We start from the raw sequence: 26,841 nt of genomic DNA, 5'->3' as shown, positions 1-26,841 counted from the left end.
ATTTGAATCAACACCCTTATTTTATTGGCTGGTCAAAGGTTGAATTGGCTATTTGTGTCATTTCTTCCACCGGCAAATCTCCCAGCAGTTCAAAGTCGGTACCGTTATAGGTCCAGGCGAGCCGGTTTTTATCGCCCAACTCCAACCAGACACCGATCGTTTGCTCCAATTCGACCGGTTTTCCAAACACCGGCAAACTCGCCTCCACTTCCTGCGGATGCCTTTGCGTGAGTGTGAAAGACTGTTTTCCTTTATATCTCATAATGACAACAGGTCCGCCCGGACTTTGGATGGTCTGTTCATCGAGCAGCTGCGTTCCGGCGGGAATATATCCGGGGGTAATGGCTTGAACCGGTTCCTTTTCCGGTTCTTTCCCCTTTGCTTTGGCGATCGTCTGCCGGGATTCATCGGGCAGACTGTTCAAATTGCGCTGAGTATCAAACGCATCTTTATCAAATGAAGGTTCTGCCTTAAACCGGTCAAACTCCATTTTGACCATCACTTCTCCGTCTGCGTTCAGAACATCCACTTTTTTCGGATAAAGATTTTCATCCAGCCAGATCCGCTGAGTCGTCAGATTTTGATTGATGGAGTATTTGGCGGCCACTTCAAATTGATATTCCTTTTTCCCGGCCTGAAACTGCCGTTTTTGGTCATCCACAATACTATTCATGAGCGTTTGATAAAGATAAACCTGCCCGCTCGACTCCGGCCAGTCACTTTGAAAGCGGAAACTCTTCTTCAGATGGGGAGTCAGGACATACACACCATCGTCATTGCGGAGCAAAATCTGGACAATGTCCTTTTTCACATTTTTAAGGGCTACACGGTAATAATGAGGCTTTTTATACCAAACTTCCACTTCGTATTCCAAGGGTTCCTCCCCTGTATAAAGGGTCATTTTTCCGTGGCTGATATAAGACTCCAATTCCTCCGACCGCTTCGACAAATCGCTGACAATTTCCTTGGCCCCTTTGGCGCCGCATCCAGCCAAATTTGTCGCAATCGCAAGGATGATGAGCAAAACCCATGCTTTCCGACGCATGCGATCCTCCCCTTCGTCAATTTCCCGGGAAATGTGTCGGATAGGCAGGGACAATTGTTGACACCGTTTGATGGAGAGCCGTTTCCATTGCCGACAAAATATCCGAAACCACCACACTTTGAGGCAAAAACTTGGCAGCCAATTCCCCTGCTTTTCCATGCAGATAGACAGCCATGCAGACAGCATCCTTGACGGGAATGTTCCGGGCCAGGAACGAGGCGATCATTCCGGTCAGAAGATCTCCTGAACCCGCTTTTGCCAGGGCGGGACTTCCTGTTACATTCAGCCGTTGCTTTCCATCCGGAAAAGCGAGGATCGTGTATCTTCCTTTTAAGACCACAGTCATGCCTGTTTGCCTGGCCAGTTCGGTTGCGGCCTCTCGCCGGGAAGTTTCCACTTCTTTGACCGTACAGCCGATGAGTCGGGCCATTTCTCCGGGATGCGGAGTTAAGACCGTCGGCAGATGAGGGGGACGTTTCTCAACCAGAGCCGGATGATCCGCTAAAATGTTTAACGCATCTGCATCCAACACCAACGGAACTTCAATCTTCTTCATGAGCTCTCCCAGCCACTCCTCTTCCCCCGCAAACCTTCCCAAACCCGGGCCAATCGCCACAGCGGAATAGCGGCTTTTTCTCTGATCCAGCCATTGGTAACTCGTTCGGGAGAAAACGCCTTCACCGGGCCAGCTCCAGATGATTTCCTGGGTTGCTTTGGCAGCCAGCGCAGGATGTTCCGACCTGGGAACCGTGAGCGTCACCAGGCCGGCTCCCGTCCGGTAAGCCGCTTGCCCGGCCATTGTCACCGCTCCGAGCATTCCCTGTGAGCCTCCGATGATCCATACATGGCCATGCGTTCCTTTGTGCGCCCAAGGGGAGGGTGACCGGAGATGCTGCTTCCACTCGTCTGGAAGATTGATCCGGGCTGACGGTTCCAGATTAACATCGGGAACGGGAGCCAACCCGATGTCCGCCACCTTCACTTCTCCCGAACAGTCCGCCCCCGGCCGGAGATAATGCCCCCACTTGGGAAAAGCAAAAGTGACCGTCAGATCAGCCTGTACCGCTTCTCCATCCACTCTGCCCGTATCGGCATCCACCCCTGTCGGGAGATCGACCGCCACCACATACGCTCTTTCCTGTTGATTGATCAAAGACACCAACTCGGCCATCAGCGGGCGCAACCCGCCTTTTGCCCCCGTTCCCAACAGCGCGTCGACAATCACCTCTGCCTGCTGCAAATGCTGCCACAGCCGCTCCCGTTTCTCCGGCTGATACCTTTCAACCGGAGCAACCCTTTTGCATACTTCATAAAAGACGCGCGCATCAGGGGTTAATTTTTCCTCATCGCCTGCCAGCCAGAGGTGAACGTTCCACCCTCGAAACAACAGATGGCGGGCCGCTACCCACCCATCCCCTCCGTTGTTTCCCGCACCGGCGAGAACAACGGCTGTCTTCGGCTCCGGAAAGCGGCGCATCACTTCGTCTGCAACTGCTTTGCCGGCGTTCTCCATCAACACAACCCCGGGCAAACCCGTCTGTACAATCGTATAGCGGTCCAGATCACGCATCTCCTTTGCTGTGACCAGATACACTTTTGTCCCTCCTAACCGCGTAATAATATGTATGTCCCAGCGCTTCCAGTTATGCAGACAAGCGTTTACATGGATTGTCGCTGTGATCCCAATCAAATCATACGCCAATGGTGTACAAGTTTTGATCCGATTGATTGCCCGGAGAACGCAAACGGTTTTTCCCGGGGGAACTGACGACGGAAAACCAAAAAATCATCTGTTTTCTAACGGGCTGAAATCGATTGTCGGTCCGAATCGTCAAGAAGAAAAAAACATCGGCAATGGTTGTTATTATTTTTACATAGTAAGGCAGGGCCAAAAAGCATCTATTTGCTTGTTTCCCCTAGCATTTCAATCCTATATACCGGACGAACGGCCAAAATGACAAACCCCGACCCTTTTCTTCAGATCAGGTCCGGGGTTTTGTCATAAAGATAGATTATTTGCCTTCTTCTTCCTCCGGCTTCCCTTTTTTTCGCCACTTTGACCAATAACCTTTGATCCGCGGCATCCAATCGATGACAGTTGAACCGATGGCCAGGAGAAGCAGTCCGGCCGACAGAACCCAACCGACGACCGGAACCCATACGAGATGGGCAACCACCAGCACACCCAGCACCAGGGACTTCCACTCCGCTTGCCCGTCCAGCTTCAGCTGTTTGAATATCCGTTGTCCGATCTCGAGCGCCAGTGCGGATAAGCCCGTCCAGCCGGCCATCACCAATGCGATCAGAACCGCCAGCGCAAAGGGAATTCCGATGATGGAAACAGAGAGCAAAAACATGACCGGAATCGACAGAATCACCGTCAGAAATCCTGTCCACAGGGCCCGCCACGGGATTTCCGTCATATTCCGGCGGGATTCGTCCATTGCCTTCCGCAAAAAAGTATATACCAGAAAGGAAAGGGCGATTACTCCCAGCAGCAACGGAATCCATGCCCAACCCCAACCGCCGTTCAGATCAAATTCCCTGACCACATGGGGCTCCCCGTGATGAACGGGATGGGGTCCCATCATCGCTTCATGATTCATCATCCCTTCATCGCTGGTCGTTGCTTTTGTGTTGATAATTTGCAAAGGAACACCGGGCTTGCCGATCAAGCGCCCCTTCACGTCTGCCCCCGCTTCCAGAATAACCGAGGAGCCGTTCACGTAGACATCCCCCTCGATCACGGCTGATTGGCGAATGAGGATTTGGCTGCCTTTTACTTCTCCGCGCACATGACCGGCTACATCCACCTGGCTTTGCTCTCCGCCCACAGGACCATACACCACACTGCCGCGGCCGATGGAAACCTGCTCCGCTTCAATCCCGCCATCCACACGAACGGATGGTTGACCCGTGTGGGAGAACATCTCATTTTCCTGCAACTTCACCCGCTTCGCTTTGATCTTTCCCTGCACCCGGCTTTCCATGATTTCTACGGTCTCCGATGCCGTGACCATTCCCGAGACGCTGGCATCAGTGATCAGACGCACATTGCGCGCTTGAACATCCCCGATCACTTCACCGTAAATCTCCACATTTTTTCCCGGCTGGTTCACACCCGCCCGCCCGGAATTCGGGTCGATCTGCAACCATCCGTCTCTCTCTGAAGACATCGCCGGACGCCCCGGAACAGGTTCAGCCGGCCGGTCATAAAGCAGCCAATTCCAGCCGAAATAACGGGCCACATGCTCGGCCAGCGCCCCTCGTTCCAACATGCTGAATCCCAGCAGAACGCCTGTGATCAGCACAAAGACCAGCATGACTTTTAAAAGGACCAGAATTGCTCTCTTCATTTTTCTCCCTCCGTCAAGTCGTCCATTTGCTCAAGCGCAGCCATTGATAACCCGCCGCAATAAAACAAAACAGCAAGATGAAAAACACCATGCCGGCATCGGGCTGATTCCATACCGATTGCACCGTCCCGACCGTGTTGTCCCATTGAACAGAAAGAGAGGCAACCACCCCGCCTCCGATCTCCCACTCGGACAAACGGCTGCCCAGCCGGCTAACAAATCCTCCCCATTCCGCCAGGGTAGAATAAACTGCCGGCCCATCCAGCCAAATGACGGCAAAACACAGCAGCAAGCTCAGAGATAAAGCACAAATCATCACTTCACCCCAACTCATATCCCTCCGGCCTGCTCTTGCTTCCTGTGCGATCGATGCCATGATTCTCTCTCTCAGCCCCTCAGGTGCCGGTTCCGGGGCCAACGCGGATTCCAGCTGACGATTCAGCCTTTTTTCAGTCTGAACACTTGCCTGACATCTGGGACACTCCTGCAAATGCCGGGAGATCCATTCCTCCAATGGCCGTTCCAGCTCACCGTTAATATAAGCGGTCAGGTTTTTTTGCGTATCCCGGCATGCAAACCGAATCATGCGGTTCCGCCTCCTCTTCACTCCATAGCCACTTGCATCGTTTTTTCAACAGCGCTTTGGCCCGATGCAGCCTCGTACCCACCGCCTGGACGGAAATATTCAGCACATCGGCAATCTCCTTGTAGGACAGTCCCTGCTGATGGTAAAGGAGCAGAATGACACGATATTTGTCCGGCAGAGCGCGGATCTCCTCCAGCAGCATCTCTTCCAGTTGCCGGTTCTCCACAATGCAGTCGGGCGTTTCCCCTCCAGATCCAGGGAAGACGAACCCGTCCCCTACTTGCCTCTGCTCCCGTTTTTGTTTGCGGATGCGGTCCAGGCAGGTATTGGTGGCGATGCGGTAAATCCACGTGGAAAACTGCGCTTCTTCGCGATAATGCGCCAGCTGACGGAATACCTTGATAAACACTTCCTGGGTTGCATCCTGGGCATCGGCACGATGACGCAACATGCGCAATGCGAGGTTATAGATTCGGGCTTCATACCTGTTGACGATATAGGCAAATGCTTCTGTATTTCCAGCCAGCACTTGCGCAATGATGTTTTTCACGGGTTCATATGGAACCTCCCTCTATCCCGTTTGTTTATTTAGACGGCGTCTCCTTTTCTTTTCTTACACAAAAAGACCTTCTTTCGGGACGTTCAAAAAGTTACTCTGCCTCCGTCCCTTCGAAAATACTGGAAACAAAAAACTGCTGACCTTGTTGATTTTCGTCTTCGGTCAGCAGTCTTTCGTTGATAAAAAAGTGATGTTGTTTAAGTCCCTCTTTTCGGGGCCAGTTCCACAGCCTGGCGGATCGCTTCCTTGAGGCTCAGCTCGTCGGCGATCCCTTTTCCGGCTATATCAAAGGCTGTTCCGTGATCAACACTGGTCCGGATAATCGGCAATCCGACGGTAATATTCACTCCTGCTTCAAGCCCCAGCACTTTGACCGGCCCGTGTCCCTGATCGTGATACATGGCGACCACGATGTCAAAATCTCCCCGGGTGGCGCGGAAAAACAAGGTGTCGGCCGGAAGCGGGCCTACTGCGTTGATTCCTTCACGCTGTGCCCGTTTGACCGCAGGAACGATTTTTTCTTCTTCTTCCCCGTAACCAAACAGCCCGTTTTCTCCCGCATGGGGATTAATGCCGCAAACCGCGATTTTCGGTTCCGGGCACCCGGCTTTCTGCAGGGTATCATGAGCCATGCGAATCACTTTGTAAACCCGTTCCGGATTGATCATCTTCACCGCATCCAAAAGCCCCACATGGGTGGTCACATGGATCACCTTCAGTCGGGGGGCGGACAACATCATGGATACATCCTTGGTTGCGGTCAAATCAGCCAGGATTTCCGTATGGCCCGGATAGAGATGACCGCCTTTGTGCAAAGCTTCCTTATTGAGCGGAGCCGTGCAGATGGCATCGATCTCTCCCGCTTTCGCCAGTTCCACCGCTTTGGCCAGGTAACGATACGCTGCATCCCCCGCCCGGGCGGAAACCTTGCCAACCGGCAGATCCGCAGGCAACAGGTCCAGATCGAGGCAATCCACCGCCCCATGCTGAAATCTGGCCTCTGAAACAGCTGCAACGGAATGTACTTGCAAGTTCGCCCTCACCATTCCGGCAGCCCGTTCCAGGATTTTGGCATCACCAATGACCCATGGCCTGCAAATGTCGTAAACAGCAGGATCCCCGAGCGCTTTCATAATGATTTCCGGCCCGACGCCTGCCGCATCACCCATCGTAATCCCCACAATCGGTCTGGTCACATCAATCTACCCCTTTCAGCGCACGCAGGGCATGGACAAGGGTTTCTTTCGTTCCAAATGCTCCCGCTTTGGTTACCGCAAATAAATCCCCGGCACCCGCCAACCGGCTGACCGGCACTCCCGGTTCCAATTCCTTCAACAACTGCATGCCCGAGACTCCCAAATGCCGGCAAACGGCTTTCGCGGTATCTCCGCCGGTTAAAATAAGCCCTTGCAGGCCGCCGGCATGGGACCGGACAACTTCTGCGGCAATTCTGCCGAGACCATCGGCAACCCGATTGGAAACGGCGGATCGGTCCCATCCGTTTTTTCTGCCGAGTTGAAGGGCTGCCTCGACCAACTCCCGGGAAGAGCCGGCAACAAGCGCCAGATCATTTCCTTGCTCAGCCGCTTGCAAAAGCTCGTTTCGGCAGCGTTCCAGTTCTGCCTGGCACTCCTCTTCGCAGCCGATGACCCGGAGCGGATTTAATTCCACCTGACTCACACGGGGACGCCGGCCATATCCAGCCACTTGCTCCCGCGTAACGGCGGAAATGCTTCCGGCCACCAACAAGACCGGTCTGTCTGTTGCCTCCATCTCAAGGGGAACCGGCTTCCGGACGGGAAGATTCAGTTTTTCCGGCAGAAAATCGGCCAGCCCGGCCGAACCGACCCATAAAATGGATTTACCGCAACCGGCTAAATCGGCGATCACCTTCACATCGTCTTCCGTTTCCGCATCGCACACCAGCACTTCCACTCCGTTTTCACACAGCTGAGTCATCCGCTGAAGAATGGCCTCTTGCCCGCGCCGAACCGTTTCCAGCTGAATTAAACCGGTCTTTCGTTTGGACTGCGATGACAAAAGCTTGAGCAAATCCGATTCCGTTACGGGCGTTTTCGGGTCCCGGCCGATTTCTGTTTGAGCAACGGGAACCCCCTTTACATAGTGGCATCCGTTCAACGTGGTCCTGCCTATTTTCGGAAATGCAGGAACGACGACGGCAAAGTCAAACGAACCGACGTCCATAACCGCATCGATTTCGGCCCCGAGATTCCCCCGCAACGTGGAGTCCACTTTTTTGTAGAAATGCGTAAAACCGGCTTCCTTGAATCGGGCGGCCGCTTTTCTCACCCGTTGATATGCTTCCGGTGCGGGAATTCCGCGGCTATCCGTATCGAAAACGACTACCTCTGTACCGGCTGCCGGGAGAAGCGGTGTTAACTCAAACACCACCTGCGTCCGCAATCCTTTGTTGGTAAACTGCACCCCTGAATCGGATGCTCCCGTCAAGTCATCCGCGATAATGGCAATGCTGTGCAAAAAGTTTCACCCCCGTATTGAGCCGTCTGTCTTCATGAAGAATGCCCCGGGGATCGCAACCCGGGACATTCCCGCAATCCTCATCCGGTTACCGCCCGGCTCCAACCCGTTTGGCCCACCATGCCGTTACAATCGGTACCAGGATGGCAGTCACAATGACCGAAGAAGCAACCAGCGCCGTAGCTGCCGGAGCAACCGGAGCATAGACGGAATTGGCCGCAGCCACCGCAGCCGGGACGCCGGCCGCATTGCCGGCAGTGGAAGCAGCCGCCAATCCGGCAACTCCGTTTCCCCCGGTCAAACGATCCACCGTCCAGAGAGCCGTACCGGTGATCAGAACCACGGCAACCCCCAGAAGAACGCCTAACAACCCGGCTTTCCATACGTTGTTGAGATCCAGCCCCGCCCCCAATGCGAAGGAAAAGAACGGAACCATGACCGGAACGGCTTTACCGAGGAAATCTCGCAGGTCCTTGTCCAGATTGCCAAGAATCATTCCGACGACAAGCGGAAGGATGGCTCCGACCAAGGTTTGCCAGGGAAACGCCGCCAATCCGGCGACCCCGAGAGTGACCATGGTGAAAAACGGTCCGGACTCCAAACTCATGATCGAGTAAGCCCCTACATCTTCTTTCTTGCCGAACTGCCCCATCAGTGCCATATACAATCCGCCGTTTGTGTCGTTCATGGCCGCCACGATGGCAAGAACAGACAAGCCGGCAAACAGGCCCCCGCTGATCATTCCATCCCCGAGAAACCGGGCCGCAATGACACCGGTCAGAGCTGCGATCCCTACTTTGGTCGCCAGGAGCGCCCCGCCTTTTTTCAAAATGTACGGAGTTGCTCTAAAATCGATGGTTGCACCCATGCAGACGTAAAAGACAGCCAGGATGGGCAGCGCACCTGTCAACAGCGCACCCGTGAATGAGCCGAAAGTATCTGCCGCATCCGGAAACAAGGTATGAATGATGGCGCCCAGCAACAACGGGACAATCATCATGCCACCGGGAACACGCTCAATAGTGGCTTTAATGTTCACGCGGTTTCTCTCCCTTCTTAATAGGAAAGCAGTTGTTGTTATAAATTGCAACAAACTCATTTATTTAACCGCTTTCATTTTTTCATTATAGGGAATGATACCGGAACAATCAAATTTATATTGTTTTATTATGCAACACATCACGCAATTTTCGCCACAATGTGGATCGGTTGATCCCCAATCGGTTCGCCGCTCTGGATTGATTCATCCCTTCTTCCCGCAAAATATACAGCAAAATCCGCCGTTCGATCTCATCCCACGATCCGGTCAAGTCAATTTCAGCCCGCTTGGCGGAATCTTTTTCATTCATTTCGGACCGGTGTCGCTCCAGCACTTCCTCCGCCTCTTTGCCCCCCACATAGTGGCCGTTTGTCAGCAATAACATTTCCTCCACGACATTTTCCAGTTCCTTCACGTTCCCCGGCCACGGGTATTCCATCAATGGCTCCAATATCTCATCCTTCAGACCCACAATTTGTTTTCCGTACCGGGAGTTATGAGCGGCAATCAGCACCCGCGCGATCTCCTCGATATCTTCCGCACGCTGCCGCAGCGGCGGAACCGGGAGCAGGTGTTCACCGAGCAAGATCACCAGCTCTTGCGCGAACTTTCCTTGTTTGACCAGTGTCATTCCGGGGATGGAGGAGGAGACAATCATCCTTTGCCGGGTTCCGTTCTTCAGCTTCTGCAGCAACTTTTGCTGTAACCGACTGCTCATCTGACCGATTTCCTCCAGATAGATGGTCCCCGCCAGCGGCGAATCAAGCAGACCCGGCTCTCCGCCCGTACCAAACAAAATCCCTTCCAATTCGTCATCATCCATTCCGCAGGACAAACGGTAAAAGGCGGCCTGATTCCGCCGGCTTGCCGAGTGGATCGCCTGTGCAAACAAGGATCTTCCGCTCCCGATTTCTCCGGTGATCCAAATGTTTTTGTCCGTTTTGGCGAAAGCTTTCGCCCGTTTAATGGTTTGCCGAATCTCATCGCTGGAACCGATAATTTGAGCAAAAGTGGCCTGTCTGTCCTGAACGTATGCCCGCCCCCGCCCAGGAAGGTGATCTGCCGGTTCCAGATAAAAGATAAAAAGAGATTCGCTCCCGCTCCTGTACGTCACCACATCCACCTGAACCCCCTGATCATGCAGCCAAACACGCTCTTTTATTCGTTGTGCGGGTTCGGCTCCTTCTTTCCGGATCAGGTCATGAAGCAGAGCAGAAACCCGATTCAGCCTGGTCCCCGGCAACTCATCCTCCCGAAACCGCAACAGGTCTGCCGCCGCCCGATTGGCGTATCGGATCACTCCATGCGGATCTGCGATGAAGATTCCGTGCGCGTCATGAGTCAGCACAGTCTCATATAATTTGATTATTTCCCGTCCTTTCCGCTCCCGTTCGCACACCCGCACCACTTCTGCAAACGCTTCTTCAATCGATTCACGCCCTGATGTGATCAGAATTCCGTGACAGCCCATCTCCTGGGCCGTTTTCACCGTAACGACATCACCCAGGACGATTTGCACTCCTTTTTTAAATGCTTTGCGGAGCGCTGACCTTACCTCTGCCTCGCTTTCGATGGGGTAGACGGGAATTTCAAAATCGAGCAGGCTGGAAACGGCCTCCGCTCCCCGGCACACATTCGGAAAGCCGATGATCGCCACCTGGCTGTTTGAATCTTTCACCAGCGTGAGAACGCGCAACATATCATATCCCGATACGGGAATATCCACAACGGGAATGGAAACGTGCTCCCGGATGAGGGAGGCCGTTCCCCCGCGGCTGACAATCACTTCAACCCCCTTTTGCTCCGCCCGTTTCACGATGGGAACCGCTTCCTGTAAATCGGCGGTTTCGATATCCATTTCGATCTGGGGATACTCCCTGCTCATCTCTTTCAGTAAGTCACCCAGCCCCGGATAGGGAGCGACTGCCAAAGCCTTTATGTTCATCTTGCCTCTCCTTCGTCTGTTGCAAAATTAAACACTCAACTGATACCATTATACTTCTTCAAAAGAGCGGGATCAAAACAGGGTACCCCCTTGGGATCAAGCGTCATAAAAAAAGAACCCCATCGGCTCCCGACCGATTCAGGGATGCCAAGGGTTCCTCGTTTTACCCGATCGCACGGCCTCATTCTTCAGCCGCCAATTCTTCCACAACGGCCATGGCGGTGGCATACAGTTCCGAATGTGAGACGGATAAGTGAATCCGGACACACCCGTCACCGAACAGGCGGTTCCGAATCCCTTCCGGCAACACGACAAGCGGGGCTCCTTTTTCATTGTTTACGATCTCGATGTCGGTAAACGAGACCGATTGCCCGATGCCGGTTCCCAGCGCTTTGGAAACCGCCTCCTTGGCAGCAAACCGCCCGGCGATATACTCCAGTTTTCTCCGCTCCCGGGCCGGCATCATGTCTTTTTCTTTCTCTGTCAAAATGCGCTTGGCCAACCGTTCGATGCCCATCTCTTCAATCCGCTTCATTTCCACAATATCGGTTCCGATTCCCCTGATCATCATACCTTCCTCCGTAGATCCACACACCCCATAAGATAAAAACAATGGATAATGAGACAATTAAAAACGCGAAACTTGTTCGCAAAAGCCGGACACGCCCAAAGTCAGTCATCATTCATTCCCTCATATTGTAACAAATAAACTTGAGTCTCTGTGATTCAACGAACCAACCAGCTCCCCCAGAGAAGCCAAACAAGTACCGATGGCGTTATGTCCGGCCTCTGTCTCCGGCCGGATCTGACTTCTTTGTGGATATTTTATGTCTGGTCCCTACTTTTTCAGGAAAGATGATATAGTAAAGGATGAAAACCATGATGGAGGACTGAACGATGTATCAGGTGAACAACCGGATCGAGATCACTTCATCCGAACATCTGGCTATGTTGAAAGAGCGTTTCAGCAAAGCGCCCGAATCGATGAAACAGGTGCCGAGCTTTATTTCCTTCCGACTGCTGGAAGCGGAAGACGGCTCCCATGTGGTGGCCGAAACCATCTTTGAGTCAAAAGAGGATTTTATCCGGTGGACCGAAAGCGAGCATTTCAAGCGCGCCCACGGAGGGCGTAGCGGGGATGCACGGCGGGCCGATCTGGCCAGTTATTACGTGGTAATCAAATGAAAAGGAGTTCGTAAATATGGCAATCCATCTGGCTCTATTTATTCACGTGGTCTGTGTGGCTGCCTGGTTTGGCGGCATTTCCGTGATGGCTATGTATTTGCGCGATTCCATCCGTTCCGGCAATCCGGAAACGATGTCCTATGCTCTTGGCAAGGTTCAGCGATGGAACTTGACCATGTTTATCCCCACCGCTGTTCTCGTGCTGTTGACCGGGATTTACATGCTGATGCAATACGCCAATAAACCCACCTGGCTGTTGGTAAAAGAGCGCTTCGGCAGCTTGTTTATCGTTCTTTTCATCGTCCTGATCGCCCTTTACGGACGCAAACTGCTCAACCAAGTAAAAGCGGCCGGAACGGACAGCGCCAAAGGACAAGCCATTCTCAAACGGTATATCATGCTGCTAAATCTTTCTCTCGTCTGCATGATCATCTTGATATTCTTCGTCACAGTAAAAATCGGCGGATGAAAACCCTCACACCCAGGATGCAAGCATGTCTTGCGTGCTGGGTTTTTGTTTTTTGGCAAATAGAATTTTTTCAAATTCTCCATCGCCAACATCCATATTTTTCGTATAATGGGCTTAGACGGGTGCAAAAGGGGGAACAGCATGACACTGGAGCTGGTCTTCTGGGGTTGTCTGATCGGCGGAGTCATCTTCACGCTTCTTACCCTCTTGCTGGGAGACCTGCTGGCAGGAATCATGGATGGACTGATGGAGTTCGGCTTTCCCATTTTCCAGCCGATTACTCTCGTCGGCGCCATCACCGTCTTCGGGGGAACCGGACTGATTCTGGATCAAGTCACTCTGCTTACGCCCACCTATCTCCTCATCTGGGCGATTATTGCAGCTATTCTTTCCTTTTTCCTCTTATATGCCTTTTACGTTCGGCCGATGAAAAACGCGGAAAATTCCACCGGTTTCCGCCTGGCCGACCTGAAAGGAAAAACAGGGGAGGTAACGGTTACCATCCCTGCCCGCGGCTTTGGCGAAGTTATGATTCTGACCAGTGCCGGCAACACCAACCAGATTGCCGCAAGTGCCGAGCAAGTGGAAATTCCCCGAGGTTCCAGTATTATCGTCGTCGAGATCAAAGAACACATTTTGTATGTTGCGCGAAAGGAGAGCTGACGTTTGCCGGTAGAAACGCTGCAAATCGCACTCATTGTCATCGGGGTATTGTTCGTATTGGGGATCGCTTTCTGGGCCCGTTACAAGACTGTAGGGGCCGATGAAGCGATGATCGTCACCGGGAGCATGCTGGGAAACAAAAACGTTTTATCTGATGACGCAGGACGCAAAATCAAAATCATCCGCGGCGGCGGGGCATTTATCGTTCCCATTTTTCAACGTGCCGAAAAACTGAGTCTCCTCTCACACAAACTGACGGTTTCCACGCCCGAAGTCTACACGGAACAAGGTGTCCCCATTCTGGTGGACGGGGTCGCCATCATTAAAATCGGCGGATCGCTGGAAGATGTGGCCACAGCGGCCGAACAGTTTATGGGCAAATCGGATGAGACGCTCAACGATGAGGCGCGGGAAGTACTGGAAGGGCATCTTCGCGCCATCCTCGGAACCATGACCGTGGAAGAAGTATACAAAAACCGCGAAAAATTCGCCCAGGAAGTTCAAACGGTGGCGGCCAGGGACTTGAAGAAGATGGGGCTGCAAATCGTCTCCTTTACCATTAAGGATGTGCGCGATAAAAACGGCTATCTGGAAGCTTTGGGACGCCCCCGTATCGCCGCTGTCCGCCGGGATGCGGACATCGCGGAAGCCAACGCGATCCGCGACACGGAAATCCAAACGGCCAAAGCACGCGAAGAAGGAACGAAAGCCGCCCTTCTCTCCGAAACCAACATCGCCGAGGCACAAAAGAATAAAGAGATCCGCATCGCCGAGTTCAAAATCGAACAAGACATGAAACGCGCCGAAGCGGACCAGGCCTACCACTTGCAGGAAAACCGCTACAAGCAACAAGTGGTCGAAGAAGAAATGAAGATCGAGCTCGTGCGGAAACAAAAACAAATCGAGCTGGAAGAAAAAGAAATCCTGCGCCGCGAAAAGCAATATGATGCCGAAGTGCGCAAAAAAGCGGATGCGGACCGTTATGCCAAGGAACAAGCCGCTGAAGCTTTCCGATTTGAACAAGAAGCCAAAGCCCGTGCGGAAGCTGCCGCCATCAAAGCCAAAGGAGCCGCCGATGCTGAAGCGAGCAAAGCACGGGGTACGGCCAAAGCGGAAGTTGAAAAAATGGAAGGGATTGCAGCCGCAGAGGTCATCCGTGCCAAAGGCTTGGCCGAAGTGGAAGCCAAACAAAAACTGGCAGAAGCCTTCGAAAGATACGGACAAGCTGCCGTTCTTGACCTTATTGTGAAGATGTTGCCTGACCTGGCCAAACAGGTCGCCCAGCCGCTCGGCAATATCGAAAAATTAACCGTGATCGATACATCCGGGGATCAAGGAGACGGGGCAACCAAAGTGAGCAACTATGTCACGAAGCTTATGGCACAGGCCCCTGAGATGGTCAAGCAGGTTTCCGGCCTCGACATCAACCGGATGATTCAAGGATTGACGGAACAGAAAGACGTTCCGCCAAAATCGACAGAGTCCGATTAATCATAAAGCTCTGCTGAAGGCGAAAGGCGGTTATTTTTTCGCAAATGGCTGCCGGCGATCCATTAAATAGCCATCATGACCGGTAATCGAACGGCCAGAGGGATGAACACAATCGTCCCCATCTTTCAATGGGCAGACTTTCATTGTGCCTGACCAAATATCTCGCCGGATCAGTGAATCTTTTGGGATTGTCGGTCAAAATGCCATCCATTTGATCGTCTATATAACTGATATTCCATAAACAAACAGCGATGGACAGATATAAAACGCCCTTCTCAGGGAGAAAGATCCCAAAGAGAAGGGCTTCTGTCGAGTTGAACCCGATGTTCAAAATCAAGGGCGTTGTTCGTTCCTGTAGCAGGCAGATGAAAAAACAACCGATGATTATTTGATTCAATCACTTTTTGTTGCATCAGCACCACTCATCCGCCCATCTTTGCAACTGATCCAGCGCCGGTTGCAACGCTTTCCCTTTTTCCGTCAACTCATATTCGATGCGCACGGGAGTCTCCGGGTAAACGCGGCGATTGACAATTCCGGCTTCTTCCAGTTCTTTGAACCGCTCAGAAAGCATCCGGTCACTCATCCCGGGAATCTGTCCGGAAATATCTTTAAACCGCCTGGGTCCATCCAAGAGTACCCGGATAATCAATCCCGTCCAGCGTTTTCCGAGCAATTCAAAAGCTGTTTCAAATTTTGGACAGAGTTTAGAGTCATGCATATAACATCAACTCCTAGAATACATTTTACCATAGTAACTTGACAAAAGTAAGTTAAAGGGAATAGAATAAAATAAACAACTAAATAAAAGTAAGCCATTGGCCGTATTACCTGGTTCGCATTGGTTCATGTACGATCAAAGTTTAAATCAAACGACAAGCGACTGGCCGGACACGGATATGATTGGTTCAAGAAAAAACAAGAGGGCCGGGGATGGCTCTCTTGTCTATTATTTTTCAGCGAGGGCCAATCGAACCCCGATGACGGTAAATAAAGCTGCTTTTCCCAGATGGATATACGTATGAATTTTTCTGTTTGTTATCAGCTTTTGACCAAATGTCCCGGATAATACAGAGATCAGCGTAAAAATAAGAATTGCCTGCAGCATAAAGAGCAGTCCCAGCCCGATCATTTGCCAGGTGAGATTTCCTGCCTCCGGGGAGACGAATTGGGGCAAAAAAGCCAAAAAGAATAATGAGACTTTGGGATTGGTGACATTCATTACAATCCCTCTTTTAAACAGGGCTCGGAGATTTTGCCCCGAAACGGATTGAACCGATGACGGCAGCGGATGTTTGCTCTCTTTCACCGCCTGCCAGGCGAGGTATAAGAGATAGGCGGCTCCTGCATATTTTACGAATTGAAAAGCTACGGAAGATTGATAGAAGAGCGCGGCAACGCCAAATGCCGCCGCCATTGTGTGAAAGGTAATTCCCGTACACAATCCGAGTGATGTGGCAATCCCTGCTTTCCGGCCATGAGTGATGCTCTGAGCCATGACAAAGAGATTATCGGGTCCGGGCATCAAGGTAAGAATAACCGAAGCTGTGAGAAATTGAATCAGATTTGAGAGCTCCAATCGCCGTTATCCCACCTTTATCTTTCATGTCTGTAAATCAAAGTTGAAATCAATCTTCTGCTCATCTTATCATAATCTTGCCTCAAATATCGGCAAAAAACAAGGCTCAGAAGACGACAACGGACTGCTGAGCCTTGTTTTTGCTTATTTCTTCAATTCGAGTAATGCATTGCGGGTAATTTGCTGAATCGCCTGATTTTCTTTGGCACGATTGGTGTAATGAGTGGAGTCCAGAAACCAGTTCCAATAGAAGGTACCCACCGAAAATACTTTTCCGCCCCCGGGCTTATTGTACCAGGCTACATCGGCGTAGTTGGGCTTGCCGTACAACATCACAGGCGAATGGGCGATCACTTCAACTCCGGGAAGTTTGCCTCTGTAAGTATCCACTTCCCCCCCGACAACTCCGGGAATTCGATCCCCCCGTTTCAGTCCTGTTCCTTCATAGAGCCAGTGCCCCAGATTGGAGACCACCAGAGGTGCAGGCGCTTCCGGGATCCCGCTGTACATGATGCCCAAGATTTGGTCTTCCGGCATGTTGACAGGCTGATCGCGCCATCTTCCGGTCACCAGATGTTTGTCTTTTAAACGATACGGATCTTTCTCCCTGGCGAATTGTTTGTACGAAACCATGAGACGGTTGGGGCGGCCTGCATCATCCGGTTGCATGCGTACCTGCCAATAGGCGACGTTCGCGCTAAACACTGCGAGATTGATCTCGGAGGCGGACCATTTCTCCACGCTTTTGCGCATCTCCATCGACCAGTACTCGCTGTGGCCAGCGATCAGCAGGGCCTTGATACGGGACTTTTCCAGGATTCCGTTATGCAAATCCATGTCGCTGATAAAGGTGAGGGAGTATCCCTCTTTCTCCAGCCAGCGAATCAAATTGTATTCAAACTGAAAAAAGAGTCCGGCACCGTAATAATCCCGGAAAGGTCGGTTAAACGAAACCTTCATCGCCTGTTGCCCGAATTTGCTGTTATACGAGTATAAGCTCCTGCCACCCCAGTTTTTATAAGCGTGATACGTGTTGGTCGCACACAGGACGGCAAAATCGGCGGTCGGCAGAGTTTCCCTCACGATAAAAGGAATATAGCTTTCCTTCCCGTTCTCATCCACCAGTTTGTTCAAGTAAAATCCTGACGGCCAATGAGAGGGAATGTGAAAAACATGGCTGGGTTCCCACGAACACTCCATCGTTTCCGGGTTGGGAATCAGATTTTGTCTCATCGCTTTTAACCCGGTAACCGTCTCCATCAATCTTGCTCCCAAGCCTCCATAATAGCCCATGCGATAGATTTCCATGCGGTATGGCCTTACACTGTGCACAAAAAAAGTGATCGGGGCACCCTGCTCGACGGAGAGTTCCGACGCATATCCCTGCAGATGCGGATAGCCTGGTTTCGTAATCTTCCATAATTTTGTGCCCGCATTTTGACCTTCCGCATGACCGATCGCAGACGACTTTAAAGAAGGAGTGGTACCGGTTAAATATTTTTCTACCAGTTTAACCACTTCGGGTGTCAGAATCGCAGAACCAACAACAAGCCCCGTCACTTGCGAGATTTTAGACAAAAATTCGCGGCGCGTCACTTCTTTTCCAAATTTCTCCTCAATCTTGCGAAGAACATCGAACTTATCCATCAACCATTTCTCCTACTCACCATTTTTCTTCATCGGTTTAGCGTTCTGCGAATCCATCTATCATTCAAGAAATCTATGAGATCTGTTATAAAGGAGCTGTATAATATTATATAGACACTTAAAAACTCAGCAATATATTATTTTTTTCTAAAATGTGGATCTGCGCTTCTCCTTGAATTTTCACGGAATTGTGCCCATCCTTCTCACAAACCTTGCAGACCAAGGCCAAAACCGGGATGGGCACACAGGAGGCCGCAAAAATTCCTTGACAGGGCAGAAACAGTTCAAATGCAAACTGTTCCCAAAAATGCTCGGTATATCTATGAGTATTGCATTTATTTATCTCATTCTCGTATTTACTTTTCTGCTTCGTTTTCTGTGAAAGAGTGCTGTTTAACGAGGTTCCTGTGATTGGGCTTTCCGGGGCAATCAACCGTGTTGATCTTTCGTGCTCTTGAGGCCGGCAGACGAAGTGACTCTGCACTGCATCGGAACGGAGTCGTAAAAAAGATTTCGGATCAGGGGGCAAAACAGAGGCACTTTCATCTTCCTGCTTCGCGGAAACAGGCATGCATGTTTTTATTCGATCATTACATCAGATAAGAAATTCGGAGGTCTCTATGGTCCGTTCTCTCGTCGATTACTTTTCCGGGCTGGGGATTTGGGCGATCCCGTTCAGCCTTGCGATCAATGGGTTCATTAACATCATCGGCTTCATTCCGTCTGTATTTATCACCACTGCCAATGTTCTGGTTTGGGGCCCCTTGGCGGGCGGAATATTATCGTGGTTTGGGGAGATGATCGGCTCCGCCGCCGCGTTTCTTTTATATCGCAAAGGAATCCGTGCGGCAAAGATCAAGCATCATGAACAATGGAAGTGGCTGCGCTCCTTAAACCAACTGTCCCGATCCAAACAACTGGGGATGCTGATCTTGGGTCGCCTCACTCCGGTGATTCCGGCGGGAGTGGTCAACCTGGCCGGGGCCCTGTCATCGGTTTCGTTTCCTGTTTTTCTGCTCGCCACGGCCATCGGAAAAATTCCTTCGATCGGCCTGGAAGTTCTAATCAGCTACGATCTCATTCATATTCAGGAGAATATCGTCCGATTAGTGCTCACTCTTTCTGCGTTGGGACTGGGATTTATTTTATTGAAACAAAAAAAAGGGGATAGCTGATGATGCTGTCCCCTTTTACACATAGGCCGATATTTGAATGAACGCCCCGTCAGATGAGTCCTGTCAGACGGTGGCCACTGTTTCCTTTGAGGTTAAGTCCAGCTTTTGCCTCAGTTTTGCCAGCATATCCGTTGTCATCTTCTCTAAATCAAATTCCGCCTTAAAGCCCCACTCTTCTCTTGCGGCCGTCGGATCAATGGAATTGGGCCAACTGTCCGCAATCGATTGTCTGACCGGATCGACCCGGTAATCTATTTCAAACTCCGGAATATGCTTTTTGATCTCAGCAGCAAAATCCTCCGGTGCCGCGCTCATGGCCGTGACATTATACGCATTTCTGTGTTTCAGTCTGGAAGTATCTGCTTCCATCAATGCAATAATCGCATTCAACGCATCCGGCATGTACATCATATCCATGTAGGTTCCTTTGGCGATATAACAAGAATATCTGCCTTTCCGGAGCGCTTCGTAATAAATTTCGACTGCATAATCGGTCGTTCCGCCGCCCGGAGGCGCCACATAGGAAATAAGTCCCGGGAACCGGAGCCCTCTCGTATCCACTCCGAATTTATGATAATAGTAATCGCATAAAAGCTCGCCGGCAACCTTATTTACGCCGTACATCGTGGTGGGCCGTTGAATGGTCACCTGGGGAGTGTGGTCTTTCGGTGTGGCCGGTCCAAAGGCGCCGATCGAGCTCGGGGTGAAGAATTGGCATCCCAGCTCTCTTGCCACCTCCAGCGCGTTGACCAGACCGCCCATGTTCAAATTCCATGCCAGGAGCGGCTTGGCTTCCGCAGTCGCCGATAGTAAAGCGGCCAAGTGAATAATGGTATCCACCTGATATTTTTTGGCGATTTCATACATCCCTTTTGCGTCTGTGACATCCAGGATTTCAAACGGCCCTGATTGGACGGCGGGATGATCATCCATATTTCGAATATCGGATGCGATCACCTGATCGGCCCCGTAAATCTCTCTCATCTTCATGACGAGTTCCGAACCGATCTGGCCTAAAGATCCGGTTACTAATATTTTTTTCATAGCACACCTCCAAGAAGCGGGAATCTGCTGTCCTTTTAAATGATCCCCATTTCTTTGCCCACTTTTTCATAAATGTCCAATGCTTTGTCCAGCATCTCCTTCGTATGCGCCGCTGTCGGCATATTTCTCACCCTGCCGGTCCCTCTTGGAACCGTTGGGAAAACGATCGCTTTCGCATAGACGCCTGCTTCGTAAAGCTTTTTGCTGAATTCTTGCGTTGAAACTTCATCTCCGATGATGCACGGAGTAATCGGTGTTTCACTTTCTCCAATGTCAAAACCCAAATTTTTCAGGCCTTTCTTCAGGTAGTTCCCGTTTTCCCATAATTGGTTGATCAGTTCCGAACTGTTCATGAGCATGTCAATCGCTTCAATGCACGCGGCCACAGCTCCCGGCGTAACCGCAGTGGAGAATAAGAAGGGTCTGCTTCTGACTTTCAGCCAATCGATCAAATCCTTTTTCCCGGCAACATACCCGCCAACGACGCCGATCGCTTTGGAAAGGGTTCCAATTTGAAAATCGACCCGGTCCGAAAGTCCGAAGTGTTTGACAGTCCCTGCACCATTTCCTAAGACCCCTGATCCGTGGGCATCATCCACATAGGTAATGAGGTCAAATTCTTCAGCGATTTCCAAAATATCCGGAAGTTTGGCGATATCTCCGTCCATGGAGAAAACCCCGTCCGTAATCACCATGATTTTTTTGTACAAACCCGATTCTTTCGCTTCTTTCGCTTTCGCCCTTAAATCGTCCATGTCGGAGTGGTTATAGCGAATAATTTTCGCTTTGGATAGCCGGCATCCGTCAATGATGGAAGCATGGTTCAACTCATCCGAGAGAATGGCATCATTCTTGTCCATGACCGCGGAAATCGCTGCCATATTGCAGTTAAAGCCTGACTGGTAAGCGATCGCAGCTTCTGTATGCTTAAATTGGGCCAGCTTTTCTTCCAACTTGACGTGGATATCCAATGTCCCGTTAATCGTTCTGACTGCGCCTGCACCTGCGCCATATTTTTTCGTGGCTTCAATACAAGCGTCGATCAACCTCGGATGCGTGGCTAAACCCAAGTAGTTGTTGGAGGATAAGTTAATCAGTTCTCTGCCGGCGATGTTGATGACCGGACCGTTCGGACCCTCCACCGGGTCAATCACATTGTACAGTCCCCTCGATTTCAAATCTTGCAAATTTTCTTTCAGATAGGTTTCCAACACTTTGCTACCCACCATTGGCTCCCCCCTGTTTCTTAACAACCGGAATCCGCAAAACGGATCACCGATGTCGGCTACATGCTTTCCGCTACCGATGAATCCGCTTCCAGAGTATATATGTTCACTTGTGGCGTACATATCTGGAGTGGGACAATCACTTTAATATCAACGTTTCTACTTAATAAGCTAACACATCTTATCATAAATGTCCACATACAGAGGACTATTTATGCCTGTCCAAATTTTGATACGGAATGGAGTCTCCACACCGCCGGCCACAGTTTTACCATAGACAGCAAATGAAATCAAAACTAGAATAAATGATAACGAATATTCAGCGATTCATCATTGCTGTCGGGAGGTAAGCCAGTGAAGATAAAAACGACAGACTTATGCGACCAGTTTTCGGATCAGATCCATGTTTGCGAAGATATTTTCCAATCTTTCGGCAAGAGGAAAAACTTTTACGGACCCATCCACACCGTCAAGGTTTTTGAAGACAATGTGCTGGTCAAACAAGCGTTGGAGACGATTCCTTCAGGGTCTGTGCTGGTTGTGGATGGAGGCGGGTCAAAGCAATGCGCCCTGCTTGGGGACCGCTTGGCGGGGATCGCCGCCGAAAGAGGACTGGCCGGCATTATCATTTACGGTTGTGTCAGAGACACCGCTGATCTGGCCAAGCTGGACATCGGGGTGCTCGCAATCGGCAAAAACCCCCGCAAAAGCCGTAAAGAAGGCAAGGGGGAAGCAGGGATTCCCGTATCCTTTGCCGGCATTCAGTGGGAACCGGGACATTATGTATATGCGGATGAAGACGGGGTCGTGGTTTCCAAAACAAAGCTCTCTTCACACGGCAACCACAGCCGTAAAACATAAAAAGCCCGCCGCTTCTGAACAGCCGGGTCTTTGATTTCGGGTGTATGGATTGGATGTGGGGTGAACAAACGGTCATGCGCTGAATAGATGGGTCTATCTCTCTCTTTTTTCGCGGTGCAGCCAGTGCCTTAAAAAATTGACCACAGCCGCAGCCAGGATGAGGTAAATACACCAGAGCAGGACCTTTCCGGCTTCATGCACGGGGTCCGGCTCCGGATGTTTGGAAGGCGGCTTCCCTGTTCCAAGCTCCTGCAAATCATCCTTTGCAGATGAGTATAACTTCGTCCGGCTGCAGATGGATGTCGTCCACTCACCCTGATCATGGACCCTTGCATATACCAGATATCTTTCTCCCTCAACAAAAGGATAGCCGCAAGCAGGTTCCTGGCTGTGTGTCACCACCATGACCTCTGATGTTTCGATTCCTTTCCACACGGAATCCACGTGGAAAATGACGCGTTTTTGCATGGACTCTTCGCTAATCCGGATCACTTTTCCGGAAAAAACCGCATCGCTCTCCGCCATTTCTTGCCGGGGTGGGCCGGTTGGAACACAACTGCAAGCATCCGCCTTCAATGGAAAAAGGAGCCAAACGATGCAAGAATAGATACATCCGGCGACAATCCAACGACTTTTTTTCATGCTACCCTCTCCGATTTTGTAAGCTAACGAAAACCGGTATCACCTTTTTTTAGGAGACGGGGGAAAATGTTGAAAAGTTGCATGCCGGAACAAATCCAAAATGAAAATCCATTTATGTACTCTCCCGAATTCAAAATGATCACGACTCAAAGTCACAACCCGGAGATGAAAGACGGATCCGGAATTTATTTTCCGTCTCCGCGTGGGTTTAAGGGGCAGAGCCGCTCCTCCGGACAGCAAAATCATCCGCTCAGTCATTGCTATCCCGTTTCATACCATAACAAAAGGACATAACGATCTGATCCTGATCCGAATCAAACCCGTTTACGTCCTGAATGAATCTCATGGACGTCCCGCAATCCCCATCTTAACATGGAATGGGGAATTCTGGAATATAAACGTATGCAATATCTACGATTACTTTTCAAAAGCGGAAGTCCAATTGATTACCTATGACTTTCCCTTTATCATCCATAATCTCGTATTCCAGCGGACATGACCGGCTTTTCCTCTAAACGTTTTGACCAGTACTCGTGACATACTGGGCACAAGTTCCAAGCGATCCAATTGAACTCGGGTTCGATCCGGGGCGGTAAAGATTTTTTTGCTCCCGGGTATTTTTTCTGACAAGCTTATCCGTTTGGCTCCGGTCCAGGAGATCGGTATGTTTCCCTCCGGAATCTGTAGAATTTGCACAATCTCCTGAAGGGAATATTTTTCAAAATAGTACGATCCGGTAGATTCTTCCAGGTGGTCGAACAGGTCGCGAACTCCAATCTTTTCAAATTCTCTTTCCCATTCTATGATCACAGGTTCCGTGAACGAAATGTGAACAAAAAAGAAGAGGAGCCTCACAACTCCTCTTCCATTCGACCCGCTTACCGGACTTCTCCCGAGTCAAAGCTAAAATCACATTCTTCCAGCGGAATCACTTTTGTCTTTTTCACCCATTTGTATCCCAGCCATACCAGAAGAAAGAGCGGCAATCCAATATAGGAAACCAACACCCCATGCCAGTCGATCTCTCCGCTCAAAAAGGCCCCGTAATTTTGCCCGAGAATGACGACCAGGCAAACAACGAAGGCGAAGAGCGGGCCAAACGGGAACCATTTGGCTTTATAGACCAAGTCATTCAGATCCCGTCCCTGCGCCACGTACGCCTTGCGGAAACGATAATGGCTGACGGCAATTCCCAGCCAGGCGATAAAGCCCGATAAGCCGGACGCGTTCAACAGCCAGACATAGACGGTTCCGTCCCCAAACAGGGAAGCGAGAAAGGCCAGCATGCCTACCATGGCCGTGAGGATCAGGGCATAAACCGGAATGCCGCGCTGATTGACTTTGCCGAAGATCTTGGGTGCTTTTCCCTCTTTGGCCAGCATCCACAACATCCGGGTCGATGCGTACATACCAGAGTTTCCGGCAGACAGTACGGAAGTTAGGATCACCGCGTTCATCACCGAAGCGGAAAAGGCAAGGCCAGCTTTTTCAAAAACGATCGTGAACGGGCTTTTGGCGATTTGCGAAAGTTCGCTGCTGGCCAGATTGGGATGAGTGTAAGGCAGCAGCAAACCGATGACCAGAATCGACAACGCATAGAACAGCAAAATTCTCCAGAACACCTGACGAATCGCTTTCGGCACGTTTTGTCGCGGATTTTCGCTTTCACCGGCTGCTACTCCCACCAGTTCGGTTCCCTGGAAGGAAAAACCGGCGATCATGAAGATCCCGAGAATCGCCAGCCAACCGCCTTTAAACGGGGCTTCTCCCGCGGTAAAGTTTTTGAATCCGACCGCTTCCCCGCCCATGATGCCAACAATCATCAACAGGCCAACCGCGAGGAAAATCAAAATGGTCGCCACTTTAATAAAGGAAAACCAGTACTCCGATTCCCCGTAACCTCTGACCGACAAATAGTTCAATCCGAACATCAGCGCGAGAAAGAGAGCGCTCCATAAGATGGAAGGACTGTCCGGAAACCAGAATTTCATGATCATGGCCCCTGCAGACAACTCCACCGCGATCGTAATCGCCCAGTTATACCAGTAATTCCAGCCCAGCGCGAAACCCAGCGCCGGATCGACGAATTTGCCCGCATACGTACTGAAAGAACCCGAGACCGGCATGAAAGCAGCCATTTCACCCAGGCTGGTCATCAGGAAGTAAACCATGAGACCGATGGCCAGATATCCCACCAGAGCTCCTCCGGGGCCCGCGGACTGAATGGCAGAACCGCTGGCCAGAAAAACTCCGGTTCCGATCGAACCGCCAATGGCGATCATCGACAGATGTCTGGACTTAAGCCCCCGCTGCAATTCAGAGCCAGTTGGTTTTGTTGACTGCGAACGGGAAACGGATAAGCTTTCGTTCATAAAAAAACACCTCTCTTTAAACTCGCGAGGTGGTTTGGGCAATAAAAAATACCGCCAATACAAGTGTACGGACGGTATGTTCAACCCACACCGCACCTTCGCTGAAGATAGCGCACCACGTTTACCCGGCACGTAAACGTGACAGTGCTGTCCCTGTTCGGAAACAGCCCCAGCCCGGCGGCACGGAGACTACAGCCGGACTTCGGCGGCTTTTCCTTTCTTCTGCAGTCCTCGATCTTCTCCGCATCTCCTGCAGAATACTCATAAAAGCCGCAACCTCTACCTCACCGAGACCGATGAGGGTGATTGATTTGATTTTCACACACACTTTTATAGTATATAAGAAAAAATCCACCAAGAACAAGCGGTAAACCGGCATTCCATGGGTGGTAGATCTTGTCAATGAACGGACGGTTATGCCAAATCGCTGACAAACTGCAAGAGCTCCTGATAAATGGCGGGATGACAAGCAATGACACTGCTCCGGCGCTCGAGAGAGAGCGGGTTGCCTTTGAAATCAGTGACGATCCCGCCCGCTTCTTCCACCAGCACCTTTCCGGCCCCGTAATCCCAGGGATTGGTTCCCATGGTGACAAAACCGTTATTTTTTCCCGCAGCCACTTTGGCCATCGCCAGCGCTGTCGCCCCGTAAGACCTCATTCCCCTGATTTTGGAGCAAAGCCCAAGCAGTTTCCTGCCTTTTTCCAATTCCGCTTCAGTGGGAAAATTATACTCAAACGATATGAGGGAGTCGATCAAGGCGAGATTGCCCCGCATGACCGTCTGTTCGATCCCGTTGACATACATCCCTTGACCCTTGATGGCATGATACATTTCATCCCTCATCACGTCATAGACCACACCGAAAATCCCTTGCCCATCGTGGTAAAGAGCAACGGAGACCACGAAATCCGCCTGTTGCGTAACGAAATTGGAAGTTCCGTCGATCGGGTCAATCAGCCAGACATAACCGCTAAAATCTGCAGGTTTTTCCCCGATTCCTTCTTCACCCAATATCTTGTGGTCCGGAAAATGCTGCCCAATCCGCTCCACAAAAAAATTCTCCACCGCTCTGTCGACCACTGTAACCAGGTCGGCTTCATGTTTTTTTGTTTCAACCTTTATTTCCCCGCTTTGCAGAAAACCACGAATCAGCGAACCGGCTTGCCTTGCCCACTCTTTCGTTTGCCGATACGCATGGTCATGAATACAGGACATGGATTCCCTCCGCTATTTTTTTAGTGACCCACACAAACCAAGCTTACCTGATCCTAGTATAATCTGAATATCGGTATGACGTCCAACCCCGGTGAATGGTCGGGGAATCCCGCAACCACCATGCATCCCGGCACTTTCTAAAAATCTTTATCAACAACATTTTTTTAAGTATAATGAAACTAATTCTACGAGATATTAATGAGAGGAGTCCGCCGCATTCAGGACTCCTCGTTTGTTTGT

At 50.9% G+C, this 26,841-nt stretch carries 25 protein-coding genes and 1 riboswitch; of the genes, 6 read left to right on the top strand and 19 right to left on the bottom strand.

Features of this window, described 5'->3' with window-relative positions; all coding sequences use genetic code 11:
• Window positions 1–16: 16 nt before the first annotated feature.
• From BMW55_RS12130 to acpS, 10 genes are all read right to left on the bottom strand, one after another.
• The gene (locus tag BMW55_RS12130) at window positions 17–1,045 is read right to left on the bottom strand and encodes a LolA family protein (RefSeq protein ID WP_089969587.1); all 1,029 of its coding nucleotides are present in this window, start codon (window positions 1,043–1,045) and stop codon (window positions 17–19) included.
• A 16-nt stretch (window positions 1,046–1,061) separates the two neighbouring features.
• Window positions 1,062–2,639, bottom strand: a complete 1,578-nt coding sequence (locus BMW55_RS12125; RefSeq protein ID WP_089969582.1) for an NAD(P)H-hydrate dehydratase — start codon at window positions 2,637–2,639, stop codon at window positions 1,062–1,064.
• 418 nt (window positions 2,640–3,057) lie between these two features.
• A complete protein-coding gene (locus tag BMW55_RS12115) occupies window positions 3,058–4,401 on the bottom strand; it encodes a polymer-forming cytoskeletal protein (RefSeq protein ID WP_089969577.1) in 1,344 nt (447 codons plus the stop codon).
• Window positions 4,402–4,414: 13 nt separating this feature from the next.
• A complete protein-coding gene (locus BMW55_RS12110) occupies window positions 4,415–4,987 on the bottom strand; it encodes an anti-sigma factor family protein (protein ID WP_089969574.1) in 573 nt (190 codons plus the stop codon).
• Window positions 4,935–5,537 (bottom strand): RNA polymerase sigma factor, encoded by a 603-nt coding sequence (locus BMW55_RS12105; RefSeq protein ID WP_089969569.1) that lies wholly within the window; start codon window positions 5,535–5,537, stop codon window positions 4,935–4,937. Before BMW55_RS12105 ends, BMW55_RS12110 begins: the two co-directional genes overlap by 53 nt.
• 206 nt (window positions 5,538–5,743) lie before the next feature.
• Complete coding sequence (gene pdxA / locus BMW55_RS12100; RefSeq protein ID WP_425283861.1) at window positions 5,744–6,715, bottom strand: 4-hydroxythreonine-4-phosphate dehydrogenase PdxA; 972 nt, start codon at window positions 6,713–6,715, stop codon at window positions 5,744–5,746.
• A 28-nt stretch (window positions 6,716–6,743) separates the two neighbouring features.
• Window positions 6,744–8,045, bottom strand: coding sequence for a four-carbon acid sugar kinase family protein (locus BMW55_RS12095; RefSeq protein WP_089969562.1), 1,302 nt, complete (start codon window positions 8,043–8,045; stop codon window positions 6,744–6,746).
• Window positions 8,046–8,133: 88 nt separating this feature from the next.
• Window positions 8,134–9,084 (bottom strand): 2-keto-3-deoxygluconate permease, encoded by a 951-nt coding sequence (locus BMW55_RS12090; protein ID WP_089969559.1) that lies wholly within the window; start codon window positions 9,082–9,084, stop codon window positions 8,134–8,136.
• A 115-nt stretch (window positions 9,085–9,199) separates the two neighbouring features.
• Window positions 9,200–11,029, bottom strand: coding sequence for a sigma-54-dependent Fis family transcriptional regulator (locus BMW55_RS12085; protein ID WP_089969556.1), 1,830 nt, complete (start codon window positions 11,027–11,029; stop codon window positions 9,200–9,202).
• A gap of 181 nt (window positions 11,030–11,210) precedes the next feature.
• Complete coding sequence (gene acpS / locus BMW55_RS12080; RefSeq protein ID WP_089969553.1) at window positions 11,211–11,597, bottom strand: holo-ACP synthase; 387 nt, start codon at window positions 11,595–11,597, stop codon at window positions 11,211–11,213.
• A 329-nt stretch (window positions 11,598–11,926) separates the two neighbouring features.
• Between acpS and BMW55_RS12075 the strand changes: the two genes are divergently transcribed.
• The 4 genes from BMW55_RS12075 to BMW55_RS12060 all read left to right on the top strand — a co-directional run bounded on the left by BMW55_RS12075 (window position 11,927) and on the right by BMW55_RS12060 (window position 14,837).
• Complete coding sequence (locus tag BMW55_RS12075) at window positions 11,927–12,214, top strand: antibiotic biosynthesis monooxygenase family protein (protein WP_089969550.1); 288 nt, start codon at window positions 11,927–11,929, stop codon at window positions 12,212–12,214.
• A gap of 16 nt (window positions 12,215–12,230) precedes the next feature.
• Complete coding sequence (locus BMW55_RS12070; RefSeq protein WP_089969548.1) at window positions 12,231–12,683, top strand: DUF2269 family protein; 453 nt, start codon at window positions 12,231–12,233, stop codon at window positions 12,681–12,683.
• 141 nt (window positions 12,684–12,824) lie between these two features.
• Entirely contained in the window at window positions 12,825–13,346 is a 522-nt protein-coding gene (locus BMW55_RS12065; RefSeq protein WP_089969545.1) for an NfeD family protein, read from the top strand.
• Window positions 13,347–13,349: 3 nt separating this feature from the next.
• Entirely contained in the window at window positions 13,350–14,837 is a 1,488-nt protein-coding gene (locus tag BMW55_RS12060; protein ID WP_089969542.1) for a flotillin lipid rafts scaffold protein FloT, read from the top strand.
• Between the two features lie 412 nt (window positions 14,838–15,249).
• Here the strand turns inward: BMW55_RS12060 and BMW55_RS12055 are convergent, their stop codons facing one another.
• The 3 genes from BMW55_RS12055 to BMW55_RS12045 all read right to left on the bottom strand — a co-directional run bounded on the left by BMW55_RS12055 (window position 15,250) and on the right by BMW55_RS12045 (window position 18,063).
• Window positions 15,250–15,558, bottom strand: coding sequence for a winged helix-turn-helix transcriptional regulator (locus tag BMW55_RS12055; protein ID WP_089969540.1), 309 nt, complete (start codon window positions 15,556–15,558; stop codon window positions 15,250–15,252).
• A gap of 228 nt (window positions 15,559–15,786) precedes the next feature.
• Window positions 15,787–16,416 (bottom strand): LysE family translocator, encoded by a 630-nt coding sequence (locus tag BMW55_RS12050; protein ID WP_211663675.1) that lies wholly within the window; start codon window positions 16,414–16,416, stop codon window positions 15,787–15,789.
• Between the two features lie 144 nt (window positions 16,417–16,560).
• Entirely contained in the window at window positions 16,561–18,063 is a 1,503-nt protein-coding gene (locus BMW55_RS12045; RefSeq protein ID WP_089969537.1) for a N,N-dimethylformamidase beta subunit family domain-containing protein, read from the bottom strand.
• Between the two features lie 620 nt (window positions 18,064–18,683).
• Here BMW55_RS12045 and BMW55_RS12035 point away from each other — a divergent pair.
• Window positions 18,684–19,238: a TVP38/TMEM64 family protein gene (locus BMW55_RS12035; RefSeq protein WP_170839910.1), complete on the top strand. Its 555-nt coding sequence runs from the start codon at window positions 18,684–18,686 to the stop codon at window positions 19,236–19,238.
• A gap of 63 nt (window positions 19,239–19,301) precedes the next feature.
• Here BMW55_RS12035 and BMW55_RS12030 read toward each other — a convergent pair whose 3' ends face one another.
• Window positions 19,302–20,282 (bottom strand): L-threonine 3-dehydrogenase, encoded by a 981-nt coding sequence (locus BMW55_RS12030; protein ID WP_089969526.1) that lies wholly within the window; start codon window positions 20,280–20,282, stop codon window positions 19,302–19,304.
• A gap of 35 nt (window positions 20,283–20,317) precedes the next feature.
• A complete protein-coding gene (locus tag BMW55_RS12025) occupies window positions 20,318–21,508 on the bottom strand; it encodes a glycine C-acetyltransferase (RefSeq protein ID WP_089969779.1) in 1,191 nt (396 codons plus the stop codon).
• Between the two features lie 354 nt (window positions 21,509–21,862).
• Between BMW55_RS12025 and rraA the strand changes: the two genes are divergently transcribed.
• Complete coding sequence (gene rraA / locus BMW55_RS12020) at window positions 21,863–22,369, top strand: ribonuclease E activity regulator RraA (RefSeq protein WP_089969523.1); 507 nt, start codon at window positions 21,863–21,865, stop codon at window positions 22,367–22,369.
• A 93-nt stretch (window positions 22,370–22,462) separates the two neighbouring features.
• Here rraA and BMW55_RS12015 read toward each other — a convergent pair whose 3' ends face one another.
• From BMW55_RS12015 to BMW55_RS11995, 4 genes are all read right to left on the bottom strand, one after another.
• Window positions 22,463–23,011: a hypothetical protein gene (locus tag BMW55_RS12015; RefSeq protein WP_089969521.1), complete on the bottom strand. Its 549-nt coding sequence runs from the start codon at window positions 23,009–23,011 to the stop codon at window positions 22,463–22,465.
• A 450-nt stretch (window positions 23,012–23,461) separates the two neighbouring features.
• A complete protein-coding gene (locus tag BMW55_RS19460; protein WP_089969514.1) occupies window positions 23,462–23,866 on the bottom strand; it encodes a hypothetical protein in 405 nt (134 codons plus the stop codon).
• 23 nt (window positions 23,867–23,889) lie between these two features.
• On the bottom strand, window positions 23,890–25,383 hold the full coding sequence (locus tag BMW55_RS12000) for an amino acid permease (protein WP_089969512.1): 1,494 nt from the start codon (window positions 25,381–25,383) through the stop codon (window positions 23,890–23,892).
• A 100-nt stretch (window positions 25,384–25,483) separates the two neighbouring features.
• A riboswitch (Lysine riboswitch) is annotated at window positions 25,484–25,673 on the bottom strand.
• A gap of 124 nt (window positions 25,674–25,797) precedes the next feature.
• Window positions 25,798–26,601 carry an inositol monophosphatase family protein gene (locus tag BMW55_RS11995; protein WP_089969509.1) on the bottom strand — a complete coding sequence of 268 codons (804 nt, stop codon included), beginning with the start codon at window positions 26,599–26,601 and terminating at the stop codon, window positions 25,798–25,800.
• Window positions 26,602–26,841 lie beyond the last annotated feature (240 nt).

Origin of the sequence: Lihuaxuella thermophila (assembly GCF_900110165.1) — a bacterium.
GTDB lineage: Bacteria > Bacillota > Bacilli > Thermoactinomycetales > Thermoactinomycetaceae > Lihuaxuella > Lihuaxuella thermophila.
This window is presented reverse-complemented; position numbering and strand designations above follow the sequence as displayed.

Bases quoted from the DNA above. Each gene is read 5' to 3' on its own strand.
- BMW55_RS12130 (WP_089969587.1), bottom strand. From the start codon at position 1,045: ATGCGTCGGAAAGCATGGGTTTTGCTCATCATCCTTGCGATTGCGACA.
- BMW55_RS12115 (WP_089969577.1), bottom strand. From the start codon at position 4,401: ATGAAGAGAGCAATTCTGGTCCTTTTAAAAGTCATGCTGGTCTTTGTG.
- BMW55_RS12110 (WP_089969574.1), bottom strand. From the start codon at position 4,987: ATGATTCGGTTTGCATGCCGGGATACGCAAAAAAACCTGACCGCTTAT.
- pdxA (WP_425283861.1), bottom strand. From the start codon at position 6,715: ATGGGTGATGCGGCAGGCGTCGGGCCGGAAATCATTATGAAAGCGCTC.
- BMW55_RS12085 (WP_089969556.1), bottom strand. From the start codon at position 11,029: ATGAACATAAAGGCTTTGGCAGTCGCTCCCTATCCGGGGCTGGGTGAC.
- acpS (WP_089969553.1), bottom strand. From the start codon at position 11,597: ATGATCAGGGGAATCGGAACCGATATTGTGGAAATGAAGCGGATTGAA.
- BMW55_RS12075 (WP_089969550.1), top strand. From the start codon at position 11,927: ATGTATCAGGTGAACAACCGGATCGAGATCACTTCATCCGAACATCTG.
- BMW55_RS12070 (WP_089969548.1), top strand. From the start codon at position 12,231: ATGGCAATCCATCTGGCTCTATTTATTCACGTGGTCTGTGTGGCTGCC.
- BMW55_RS12065 (WP_089969545.1), top strand. From the start codon at position 12,825: ATGACACTGGAGCTGGTCTTCTGGGGTTGTCTGATCGGCGGAGTCATC.
- BMW55_RS12055 (WP_089969540.1), bottom strand. From the start codon at position 15,558: ATGCATGACTCTAAACTCTGTCCAAAATTTGAAACAGCTTTTGAATTG.
- BMW55_RS12045 (WP_089969537.1), bottom strand. From the start codon at position 18,063: ATGGATAAGTTCGATGTTCTTCGCAAGATTGAGGAGAAATTTGGAAAA.
- BMW55_RS12035 (WP_170839910.1), top strand. From the start codon at position 18,684: ATGGTCCGTTCTCTCGTCGATTACTTTTCCGGGCTGGGGATTTGGGCG.
- BMW55_RS12030 (WP_089969526.1), bottom strand. From the start codon at position 20,282: ATGAAAAAAATATTAGTAACCGGATCTTTAGGCCAGATCGGTTCGGAA.
- BMW55_RS12015 (WP_089969521.1), bottom strand. From the start codon at position 23,011: ATGAAAAAAAGTCGTTGGATTGTCGCCGGATGTATCTATTCTTGCATC.
- BMW55_RS12000 (WP_089969512.1), bottom strand. From the start codon at position 25,383: ATGAACGAAAGCTTATCCGTTTCCCGTTCGCAGTCAACAAAACCAACT.
- BMW55_RS11995 (WP_089969509.1), bottom strand. From the start codon at position 26,601: ATGTCCTGTATTCATGACCATGCGTATCGGCAAACGAAAGAGTGGGCA.